Source organism: Streptomyces sp. NPDC054961, from assembly GCF_053609145.1.
Map to the genome: position 1 here is coordinate 1 of NZ_JBSGWY010000014.1, position 10,627 is coordinate 10,627.

Sequence of the window (10,627 nt, forward strand, 5' to 3'; positions counted from 1 at the left end):
CGGTCAGGCCCCCACCCTCCGGATAACGCATACCACCGGCATACCGCAGGGATCATGAACCGTCACCACCCGACGACAACCCGAAATCCTCAGTAGCAGGTGACGGTGACCTCGTGGGTCACCGGGTTGGCCGACTGGGGGAAGGAGGCCACGCCGAAGGTGCCGCGGATGGTGGAGCCGCACGGGACGGTGCTGGCCGCGCCACGCAGCTCGAGGGGCGCCGAGTTGAAGGAGACGTACCAGGTCCGCGTGCTGGGCGCGCCGCTGCCGATCACCTCCGAGGACAGGGTGGCGATCAGTTCCTTCGAGACGGGCGAGGGTCCGGCCAAGCCGACCTTGCCGTAGAACACGACGGAATTGCCGGTGACTTCGGCACACACCCGCGTGGACAGACCCGCCTGCAGGCCCGAGTTCCCGCAGGAGGTGGCGGTCGCCGTGGCGTTGGCCGACTGGGCAGAGGCGCTGGCGGGGGTGATCGCGAAAGCGGCCAGACCTGCGGTGCCGACGGCGAGAAGCGCTAAGCGGTTCACGGGGAACTCCTTCTGGTGGATCACGGCCCGAGGCTCCCGGACCGTCAGTGTGTCATGTGATATTTCACATGACACTTAACCATAGGTTGATCCATTTCTGAACCCTCCGGCCCGATGCGTCCGGCGTCCGCCCCTGGGACGCATCACCGCCGCGGACATGGCCCGGCGGGCGGGTACGACGGCACCATGGGAGTACGGGCACGCGGGGGGCTGGGGGGAAAGCCGATGAGTCGCGCAGAACTGCAGCACCCGCGCCGGTACAAGACGGTGCTCCCCCGACAGCAACACGCCGAGCCGGTCGGCCCCGTGGACGACAAGGTCCACGTCCTGGAACAGCGGCCCGACTGGCTCCTCGACGGATGGCAGCCATCCCCCTTCCTCGTAGGACCCCTCTTCCTGGTGCGGACCCCCCAGCCCCGTGACCCGGCTCATCACTTTCAGTTCGACACGGCGGGTGTCGCCCTCCCGACCTGGCAGGACAGCTGCCTCGTGCCGTGCACGGAGCAGACCTGCCGCCGCTGGGTCGAAGCCGCCCTCGCCTACGCCACCGCCGTGGACGACATCAGCGCCGAGCTGCTCGCCGCCCTCCGTCGCGCCGGGTCCGTGCCGCGGTGGAGGCGCTTCGCCGCACCCGGCGCCCTACGCGGCTGGGAGCGAGCCCGGCAGCGCTACGACCGGGTCATGCGCGAGGCCAGTGAGGCCTACAAGCCGGTCCGTCTGGAGATCCTGGAAGCAATCCAGGTCGAGAAGGACAAAGCCGCCACACACGCGCGGCAGGAAGGGGAGGCTCGTCGCCGCAGGGCCGATGTCGCCGAACGGCCCGTCTGGTGCTGGTCGATGGCAACGGACGGCCGGTCGACGGCGTACGTCTTCCGCCACGACGTACCCGCCGACGACAGCAGCCGCGCACCGACCTCGCCGCGGGGCAGCGCACCCGTCGACCTGCCAGGTCTGCGCCAGGCCCTCAAGGACCTGAAGCCGGCCCGTCTGCGATGGGACCGTACGGCTGTGACCGAGACGGAGCGCGAGCTGCACGGAGTGAGCTTCGAGCACTGGTGGCGGGAGTTGTTCTCCGAGGACTACCGCACCTTCACATCGCAACCGCCGCGCCACGACGCGTCCCACCCCCTGATCGGTGGCACCGGCACCGGCGGAACAGGCGGTTTCACCGGCGGTATCAGCTTCGGCGGGTACTAACGCAGCGCGTTCGCCGCCGCCGCCTCGCTGGAGCCGGGCCGGCCTCGTGGCGCCGGGCCGCCTTCGATGCCGGCTGCGACGGTGCCGGGCGTCGCACCGGGGACGCAGCCGCGCCTCACCGACCGAGCGGGGCCATCACCGGTTCTCCGTCCGAGGGCCGGGGCGTTGCCCGGGGGCGACGCGCGCCGAGCGGACCGAGTTCGAAGGCCAGCCGTCCCAGCGCGATGAGGGTTCCCTGCCCGAAGACCAGGACCTGCCACGCCCCGTCGTGCCAGTACCACTCCTCCGTCCAGGGCCGGGTGAGCATCAGCGTCACGATGAGATGCGAGAGGGCGATGATGACGCCTGCCCGTCGCCGCCGGGGGCAGACGAGCGGCAGCAACGCCCAGAGCGTAGAGACGAGAACCAACCAGGGGGCGAAGAAGGCCAGGCCGGACACGACGTACCTCGCTGTCGGTAGAGAGTGCCCGCTACTGTCACACCGAGGGGCCCCGCGATACCAGCCCGGTGAGACATCGACCAGATCACGATGTCACAAAGGCCCAGCAGGCAGCCCTGCTCCCCGCGGTGACGAAGCGTGGGGGTGCGATGCTGTCACCGCGATGTCCCGGGCTCGTGGCGGACCGCCGCGCGGCCGGCCGAACCCGGCCCCCGCCCGGAGCTGTTGCGGTGCGTGCGGCCTCGGGCCGGTGGCTCGCGCAGGGGGCTCGGCGACAGCTCACTGGATCAGGTCGGTGTGCGGATGCTCCGGGGATGCAGGGCAGACGTAGAGCTGCATGTTGTCGGTGCTGCCGACCTCCACCGCGGTCGGCTGGGCCGGGTTCTGGCCGGCGGCACGGCCTGCGGCGAAGGCGGCGGCTCGATCCTCGTAGGGCGCCCAGCCGCGACTGCCCCTGTCCCATTCGAACGAGGCGATGGTCAGCAGCGGGACCATCTGCGCGTCGCAGACCGCGCAGAACCGGCGATACGGGTCGGTGCGGCCCCACGGGGGCCAGCCGCCGACCTTCCAGCCGGGAGCGTCGGCCAGCTCATCGTCGTAGAACGCCACCGGACAGTCCGCGTACGAGCTGTCCACGCCGGCGTCAGCCGCCTGCCACCTGCTCCAGTCCGCCAGCAGCTCCCGCACCTCCGCGCTCAGATCGAGGCTGTTGGGGTACTCGGTGATCTGCTCCGGCGCCAGCAGGCACGGCTCCGGGACGTAGCCTTCCCAGTCCGCCTCGTACGGTTCCGGCGCCTCGGCGAGCACATCGCCGACCTCCGCCGCGGACCGCCAGAACAACGCGGTCGCAGGCTTGGCATGCGGTTCGTGGTCGTAGGGGCACCACAGCACCTGGAGCACGTCGGCCTGCCCGGGCGGCCGCAAGAGGGGTACGTCGCGCACGTACAGCTGGGCCACGGGCACCATGGGCACCGGGCACTCCGCGGGCCACGGAGGACCGGCGTCGGAAAGCTCCGTGAACAGCGCCTCGTTGCGCTCCATGGCCGCTGCCTCCTCAGACGTGTACGGAGGACCCTGCGGATCACGGCGCAGCCGAGCTCGCACGCGCCTCTCGAGCCGCACGTCTGCCGGTGAGCACGACATGCCGCTGCCCGGGTGCGAGCCCTCGCAGTGCGGCCACGGCTCCTCAGCGGGCCACAGCAACGGCCCCCCGACCGAGCTCTCCCGCACCGAGGGCGACCCGGCACGCGGGTGCAGCCGGATCGCGGCCCGCGCCAGCGGAGCCAGCTCGGGAAAGACCGCGGTGACGTCGACGGGCCGCGGCGGCGTGGTGCGGAGGAAGACCATACGGCGATCCTGTCACCCCCCACCGACAGTCCCGCGACGTTTGTCAGCGCGTGGCCGGACACGGCGGCCGTGGGGATCGCGGAACATCGGCCCCTGCCCGGGGAGGCTTCGCCCGCCCGCGTGACCCGCGTACCCCTGCCCGGGAAATGCCCGTGTGGGCATGGCCACGGACTGCTAGCGTCTTCGGCATGAAGCGCGCTGCCATGACGACGACGCCGGAGAGTGTCCCGGCGCGCTGACAGCTGTTCCAGTCGAAGCCCCGGGGCGAGTGCCCCGGGGCTTCGCCCGTGCGGTCACTCGCCCGATGTCCGCGAGGAGACCGCCATGCATGACCACCGTAAGCTCGGCCGTGAACTGGGCCTGTTCGACACCGACCCGCTGATCGGCGCGGGCCTGCCGTACTGGCTGCCCGACGGCGCGGCCGTGCGCCACACCCTGGAGGAGTACATCCGCACCGCCGAGCGGCGCGCGGGGTACCGCCACGTGTACTCGCCGGTGCTCGGCAAGCGGGAGCTGTACGAGATCTCGGGACACTGGGCGCACTACAGCGACGACATGTTCCCCCCGATGGACCTCGGAGGGGAGCAGGTCGTGCTGCGGCCGAGCCTGTGTCCTCATCACGCGGTGATCTACCGTTCTCGGTCCCACAGCTACCGCGAGCTGCCCCTGCGCATGGCCGAGCTGGGCGGCATGTACCGCTCCGAACTCTCCGGCGTGCTCGGCGGGCTGACCCGGGTCCGGGCCATCCAGCTCAACGACGCGCACATCTTCTGCACTCTGGACCAGGTCGCCGCGGAGGCGCGGGCCGCGCTGGAGATGATCCGCCGGGCGTACGAGGCCCTCGGCATCACCCCGGCCCGCTACCGGCTCTCCCTCCCGGGCCCCGGTGGCAAGTACGTCGCCGCCCCCGAGCAGTGGCAACGGTCCACCGCCCTGCTGACCGACGTCCTCGACCGCTCCGGCCTGTCCTACGAGGCGGCGGAGGGCGAGGCCGCGTTCTACGGCCCCAAGATCGACGTTCAGGTCACCGATGGCGCCGGCCGGGAGTCCACCCTCTCCACCGTCCAGGTCGACTTCCACCAGCCCGAGCAGTTCGACCTGCACTACATCGGCGCGGACGGCGCCAAACATCGCCCGGTCATGGTCCACCGCAGCATCATCGGCAGTGTGGAGCGCGCCGTTGCCCATCTCATCGAACAGCACGGCGGAGCCTTCCCCGCCTGGCTGGCCCCCACCCAGCTGGTGATCCTCCCGATCTCCGACACCGAACTGCCGCATGCCGCAGCCCTCGCCCGACGGTGCACCGACCTCGGACTGCGGGCCGAGATCGCGGGACCCGACCGCGGCACTCTGGGCGCCCGTATCCGTGAGGCCCGCCTGGTTCCCTACCAAGCCGTCATCGGCGCCAAGGAAGCCGCTGCCGACCACGTCGCCCTGCGCCTGCGTGACGGACGCCGGCTCGACCCGCAGCCGGCCGGCGACGTACTGGCCCGCATCACCGCTCTCGTCGATGCCCACAGCACCGACCTGTGGGGCAGCACTGCCGCATAGCGGGCGCGCAGCGGCTGTCAGCGCCGCCCACATCGGCATCAGCGGGCTCGCCCCCCTCGGCCTGGCCGAGGGCCTGGTCCCCGAGCCGGCTCAGCTCTGCCTCGACGAGCTCGCGGAGCCCTCAACGGCCTTCTCCTGCACGGGATGACGGGACATCGGGTGAGCGGGATCAGCGGCCGGGGCGGTGGCACGCAGCGCCGCCTCGACCCGGCGGTCGTTGGTCATGGTCGCCGTGACGGCAGTCATGGCGAGGAGCAGGCCGGCGGCGGTGTAGAGCGGGGTGCGTACGTCGTAGGTGGTGGCCAGCCAGCCGCCGAGGAAGGCGCCGAACGGTGCGGCGCACATGGCGAGCATGCGGGAGGTGGAGGCGACCCGGCCCATCAGGTGGGCGGGGACGATCGCCTGCCGGAGGGAGGGGCCGAGCACCATCGTGGCGCCCATGCCCGCTCCGCAGACGGCGAGCGCGAGGCCGGCGACGTACGGGTTCGGGGCGGCGGAAAGACCCAGGACGGCGAGTCCCTCGACCGCGGCCGTGCAGGTCAGCGCGGTGCCGGTACCGAGTCGTCGGCCGAGGAAGGAGGCGATGCCCGCACCGAGCAGACCGCCGGCGGCCTCCGCCGTGAGGAGCAGGCCGAAGCCGAAGGCGTCGATGCCGAGACGGTCGTGCGCGAAGAGGGCGAGTACGGTCTCCACGGCGAGGAAGGCGACGTTCCCGACCGCCGGACGCAGCGCGAGCCCGAGCAGCAACTGGTTCTGGAACACGTACGCGGCGCCGGCCCGTGCCTGCCGCAGCAGCGACTCGCGGGCCTGCGGTACGGGCCGGGGTTCCGCGGGCAGGGACCGTACGAGCGCTGCGGAGAGCGCGAACGACACCGCGTCGGCGAGCAGCGGAACCGCCCGCCCGAGCGCGAGCAGGGCGCTGCCCGCAGGCGGTCCCGCGAAGCCGGACGCGGCGGTCTGGGCGCCGCGCAGGCGGGAGTTGGCGCGCTCCAGGAGCGCGGGGTCGCGGCCGAGCAGATCCGGCAGATAGGCCGTGGCGGCCGTGTCGAAGAAGAGTCCGCCGAGACCGAGCAGGAAGGCGAGGGCGGCGAGCAGGGGAATGCTCAGCACGTCGAGCGCGGCCGCTGCCGCCGGAATCGCCAGCAGTACCGCGCGCGCCGCGTCCGTGACCCACATCGTGCGCCGGCGGTCCCACCGGTCCACCAGCGCACCGCCGAGCACCCCGAAGAGCAGCCACGGCAGCGTTCCGGCGGCGGTGACGACGGCGAGCGCCATCGGGTCCCGTGTCAACGTCAACGCGAGCAGCGGCAGCGCGGCATGCGACACGCCGTCACCGAGCGAGGACACCGTCTGCGCAGTCCACAGCCGTCCGAATCCGGTCGGCAACTTCCTCAAGCCTGAGGTCACTTGGCGTCCCCCTCGGCCTGCTCGCGCGGCGCCGGGTGGAACAGGGCGAAGACGAGTGACGCGTCCGGCAGCGACGGATCGGACAGCTCCCGGTACTCGTCCGCCAGTGCCTGCAGCCGGGCCCCGAGCTCCGTGAACTGCTCCTCGGTGAGCCGTAGGTGCGCCATCCGTACGTACCGCTCGCCCTCCGCCGGCGATGCCTCCAGGTCCGCCACCGCATGCCGCATCAGCACATCCGGCCCGCCCTCCCCCGGATCCGGCAGCACGATCGTCCGCGCGGCCATGGCGTAGTACCGCTCGGTGACCCCCCGGACCTTCCGCGTGCGCACCACCTTGACCAGGCCGGCCCGTTCGAGCAGCCGTACGTGGTAGCTGGAACTCCCCTTCGCGAGGCCCACGCGCTCGGCGATCTGCGTGATCGTCGCGGGCTCGAAGCGGAGCACGGCCATGATCCGGTGCCGCGTGAGACTGGAAACGGCGCGCAACTGCTCGCCCGTGGTGACGTGGAGCGTCTCAGGGAGATCCTCGGTAGGCATGCCCCCAATGGTCAACGTTTCTTGACCATTGGGCAAGGGGGTTTCGGGATCGGCTGTCCAGCACGTGAGGCCTTCGCCCCCCGCACCGCCCCTCCCGGCCGCGATCGACCCGAACAGGGCCCACGTCCCCGGCCGATGGTCCGTCTGCTCGCCCAGGACGACGGGGACACCGCGAGGCGGTCGGGTGGCCCTTCTCCCACACCCTCGCGGGGCGGCCGCGCGGGAGGGTGGGTGGGGTTATCCCCCGGGCGGACAGGCCGACCCGCCACATGGTCCGGCGCGGTCGCGGGCGGCAGGGTGAAGGCGTGGAACAGGCACGAGCGGGTCGATGGAAAGAGCTGGTCACGATCAAGGGCAAGGGCGCGGGCGGTGGCACGGGCGCCGGGATCGGCGCGGTACTGCGCGCACCGCTCGCGGCGCGCACCTGGCGCGAGTTCGGGTACCTGCTGAGCGGGCTGCCGCTGAGCGTCCTGTACTTCTCACTGGCGATCACCGGGGTGAGTCTCGGTGCCGGGCTGTTCGTCACCTTCCTCGGCGTCCCGCTCCTGGCGGGGGTACTGGCCATGTGCCGCGAGTTCGGGCACCTGGAGCGGGCGCGGGCGCGCACCCTGCTCGGGGTGGGGATCGCCGATCCCGAGCCGGTCCGGGCGGAGAAGAGCGGGGCGCTGTCCGCGATGGGCGCGCTGCTCAAGAGCGGGAGCGCGTGGCGGCAATTGCTGTACTGCGTGGTCCACGTCCCGTGCGCGGCCTTCGGGTTCGTGGTGGCCCTGGTGTTCTGGGCGACCGGTTGGGCCTACCTGCTGTACCCGTTGTGGTTCTGGGTGTTCCCGGCTTTCACCGACCGTCCCGGTCTCCAGCTGTTCCAGAACGAGGGCCACGCCTTCTACCTCGACACGCCGGCCGCGATCGCCCTCACCTCCCTGATCGGGCTGGTGCTCACGCTCGCCACCCCGTGGGTGGTCCGGGCCCTGACCACCGTCGACCGGGCTCTGGTCAGCGGGCTGCTCGGGCCGTCCCGGCCGGACACCCGGGTCGCCGAGCGGGGTTCCGGACGGGGCGTCGTCGTGGACGCCGCCGCGGCCGATCTGCGGCGCATCGAACGCGATCTGCACGACGGGGCGCAGGCCCGGCTGGTGGCGCTCTCCACGGACCTGGGGCTGGCGAAGGAGAAGCTGCTGGAGGAGCCGCGCGACCCGCGGCGCGCCGCGGCGATGGTCGACGAGGCCCACGAGGAGGTGAACCTGACGCTCCGGGAGCTGCGCGAACTGGCGCGGGGGGTCCACCCCGCCGTGCTGACCGGCCGCGGTCTGGACGCGGCGCTGTCCGCGGTGGCCTCGCGGTGCGCGGTACCGGTGCAGGTGGCCGTGGACCTTCCGGCGCGGCCCGCGGCGGCGATCGAGGGAATCGCGTACTTCACGGCCTCGGAGCTGCTGCAGAACATCAGCAAGCACGCCCGATCGGCCTCGGTGGACGTGTGGAAGGCCCGTGAGCGACTGCTGCTCCAGGTCTCCGACGACGGCGGTACGACGGCGACGGCCGAATTCCCCTGGCGGTGACGGTCCGCCCCGGCTGCCCGCCGACAGCACGGCACTGCGCGCCACGGGCCGGGCCGGGTAGGTAGTGGCCCGGCCCGGTGGCGGGCCACCTCGGCGGAGATGCCCGGGACGGAGTCGACGTACCCGGGCAGGGGGACCGTTCGGTCTTCGATGAGCGGGCCCCGTCGTGGGCGTCCCCGTCGTGGGCGTCCTCGTTGTCGTCGTCCTAGTTGTCGTCGTCCTGGTGGCCGTGGTGCTCGTGGGACGGCTTGAAGAGGACCGACCGGGCGTTGAGGTTGTAGGCCCGCTCGCCCGGTCGCAGGGTCTCCTCGGCCTGTCCGCCGCAGTGACCGTCCCGGAAGATCACCGCCAGGGACTCCGTCTCGTTCTTGACCGCGTAGGCCGGATGACGCTGGGCGTGGGTGAGCTGGTAGCAGGTGTCGTTGTCGCCGGGGCGGATCTGCCCGGTGCGGTCCTCGCCGTCCCCGTCGGTGAACCGGTAGTAGAGGACTCCGAGGCCGTCGTGGTGCGGGTCGGCGGCGAGGGACTGTCCGGCGGTGGGGAGGACGAGCGCGAGGGAGGCGAGGAACGCGGCAGCGGTGGTACGAAGGCGCATAAGGGTTCCGTTTCTCGGGTTCCGTGGTCCCCGGTCCGATGGGCACCGCGGGCAGCTTAGGAGCGGACCGGACCGCCGGAACGGTGCGACATCGAAGGTTCACCCTCCCGGAGCCACCCTGAGCCACCCGCCATCGCGCCGCCCGCCCAGCCCCGCCCCGCCCCGCCCCGCCCCGCCCGCGGCGGGGATACCGGCAGGGATGTCGGCACCGGCGTGCGGCCGGATCCCGGCCGGGGGCCGCGAGCGGTGGTTCGTTCCCGATCAGCGTGCCTCCGGCCCCTCCGCGCAGGGGGCCGTCCGAGCCCCCGCCTCGAGGACGGCAACCTCACGCGCTGTGGGCACCGGCCCAGTTGAGCCGTCCCGCGTGGATCAGCCGGAGCTGGCGCCGTGCGGTGTCCGTGACGTCGGCCCACGCGTTGCCCTCCAGGGCCGCCGCCAGGTAGGCGGACGCCGTCATCACCATGTGGTCGACGTAGAGACGGGCGAGCATCAGCAGGTCCGCGGGGCTCCACCCGACGCCGAGCGGATCGGCGGCGAGATTTTCGGCCATTCCCCGGGCGAAGCCGTCCAGCCGTGCGGCGACCGCCTCACGCACCCGGCGTACGCCTCCGTGCCGCTCCCGGACGATGAAACGGAGGTGGGCGGGGTAGGCGCGGACCAGTTCGGCCATCAGGTCCACTGCCTGGTCGATGCGTTGTGCCGCGATCCCCGAACCGTCGAAGATCGAGGAGATGCCCTCGTTCAGGTTCTCCAGCGCCTCGTCCACCAGGGCGATCCCCAGTTCCTCGACGCCGGCGAAGTGCCGGTAGAAGGCCGTCGGCGCCACTCCCGCCGCGCGGGTCACCTCCCGCAGGCCGAGGCTGCCCAGGTTCTGCTCCTCCAGGAGCGACAGCGCGGCGTCCAGCAAGGCCCGGCGCGTGCGCAAGCGTTGGGCTTGACGGGCCCCGACGGTCTGATCCATGACGGAAATTAAACCCCACCCTGCGGGAGCCGCATGCCGTGAATTAGACTGGGTAGTCAGTGAACAACTGTTACCGAATCTAGGAATCTGAAGGAGGAAGCACGATGCTCTTCCTCGTAGCGGCTTTCATGCTCATGGGGATCCTGCTGGGAACCGTGGCCCACGTGCCGACGACGGTCTCGCTCGTCGCGACGGCCGCGATCTCCGCCTGGCTCATGGTCTTCGCCGTACGGGAGCGGGCCGGACGGCACCACCGCACCGATCGCCAGGGGGTCTCCTCATGACGACGGCGCGCCGGTCCACCGTCCAGGAACACCGCCCCACCCCTCCCGCCGCACGGCCCCGCTCCGCCGGCACGAACGGCGCCACCGCCCGTTCCCCCCACCCGGCCGCGGGGGCGGGGGCCCCCCCCCCCCCCGCCCGCCCCCCCGCGGCCCCCCCCCGGCGGTGGGGGCGGGGGGGGGGGGTGTGGGTTTACAACGGGGGGGGTGGCGGCGGGGGGGGCGGA

At 72.2% G+C, this 10,627-nt stretch carries 11 protein-coding genes; 4 read left to right on the plus strand and 7 right to left on the minus strand.

The genetic code is table 11. The features are described from left to right. Positions 1–89: 89 nt before the first annotated feature. Positions 90–530, minus strand: coding sequence for a hypothetical protein (locus ACWF9Z_RS15230; protein ID WP_453602197.1), 441 nt, complete (start codon positions 528–530; stop codon positions 90–92). A gap of 225 nt (positions 531–755) precedes the next feature. Between ACWF9Z_RS15230 and ACWF9Z_RS15235 the strand changes: the two genes are divergently transcribed. Then, positions 756–1,727: a hypothetical protein gene (locus ACWF9Z_RS15235; protein WP_453602200.1), complete on the plus strand. Its 972-nt coding sequence runs from the start codon at positions 756–758 to the stop codon at positions 1,725–1,727. 115 nt (positions 1,728–1,842) lie between these two features. Here the strand turns inward: ACWF9Z_RS15235 and ACWF9Z_RS15240 are convergent, their stop codons facing one another. Together ACWF9Z_RS15240 and ACWF9Z_RS15245 are read right to left on the minus strand one after the other, a co-directional pair. Further along, the gene (locus ACWF9Z_RS15240) at positions 1,843–2,166 is read right to left on the minus strand and encodes a hypothetical protein (protein ID WP_453602203.1); all 324 of its coding nucleotides are present in this window, start codon (positions 2,164–2,166) and stop codon (positions 1,843–1,845) included. Positions 2,167–2,445: 279 nt separating this feature from the next. After that, on the minus strand, positions 2,446–3,513 hold the full coding sequence (locus ACWF9Z_RS15245) for a hypothetical protein (protein ID WP_453602205.1): 1,068 nt from the start codon (positions 3,511–3,513) through the stop codon (positions 2,446–2,448). A 222-nt stretch (positions 3,514–3,735) separates the two neighbouring features. On the opposite strand from ACWF9Z_RS15245, the gene thrS reads away from it, so the two are divergent. After that, positions 3,736–5,064, plus strand: a complete 1,329-nt coding sequence (gene thrS / locus ACWF9Z_RS15250) for a threonine--tRNA ligase (RefSeq protein WP_453602207.1) — start codon at positions 3,736–3,738, stop codon at positions 5,062–5,064. Between the two features lie 90 nt (positions 5,065–5,154). Here the strand turns inward: thrS and ACWF9Z_RS15255 are convergent, their stop codons facing one another. Next, entirely contained in the window at positions 5,155–6,450 is a 1,296-nt protein-coding gene (locus ACWF9Z_RS15255) for an MFS transporter (RefSeq protein WP_453602490.1), read from the minus strand. 17 nt (positions 6,451–6,467) lie between these two features. Beyond that, positions 6,468–7,007 carry an ArsR/SmtB family transcription factor gene (locus ACWF9Z_RS15260; RefSeq protein ID WP_453602210.1) on the minus strand — a complete coding sequence of 180 codons (540 nt, stop codon included), beginning with the start codon at positions 7,005–7,007 and terminating at the stop codon, positions 6,468–6,470. A 338-nt stretch (positions 7,008–7,345) separates the two neighbouring features. Between ACWF9Z_RS15260 and ACWF9Z_RS15265 the strand changes: the two genes are divergently transcribed. After that, positions 7,346–8,563, plus strand: coding sequence for a sensor histidine kinase (locus ACWF9Z_RS15265; RefSeq protein ID WP_453602492.1), 1,218 nt, complete (start codon positions 7,346–7,348; stop codon positions 8,561–8,563). A 205-nt stretch (positions 8,564–8,768) separates the two neighbouring features. Here the strand turns inward: ACWF9Z_RS15265 and ACWF9Z_RS15270 are convergent, their stop codons facing one another. Then, on the minus strand, positions 8,769–9,158 hold the full coding sequence (locus ACWF9Z_RS15270) for a hypothetical protein (RefSeq protein ID WP_453602213.1): 390 nt from the start codon (positions 9,156–9,158) through the stop codon (positions 8,769–8,771). 325 nt (positions 9,159–9,483) lie between these two features. Continuing rightward, entirely contained in the window at positions 9,484–10,119 is a 636-nt protein-coding gene (locus ACWF9Z_RS15275; protein WP_453602216.1) for a TetR family transcriptional regulator, read from the minus strand. A 104-nt stretch (positions 10,120–10,223) separates the two neighbouring features. Here ACWF9Z_RS15275 and ACWF9Z_RS15280 point away from each other — a divergent pair, with 104 nt between their 5' ends. Continuing rightward, a complete protein-coding gene (locus ACWF9Z_RS15280; RefSeq protein WP_453602219.1) occupies positions 10,224–10,403 on the plus strand; it encodes a hypothetical protein in 180 nt (59 codons plus the stop codon). The last annotated feature ends 224 nt before the right edge of the window (positions 10,404–10,627 follow it).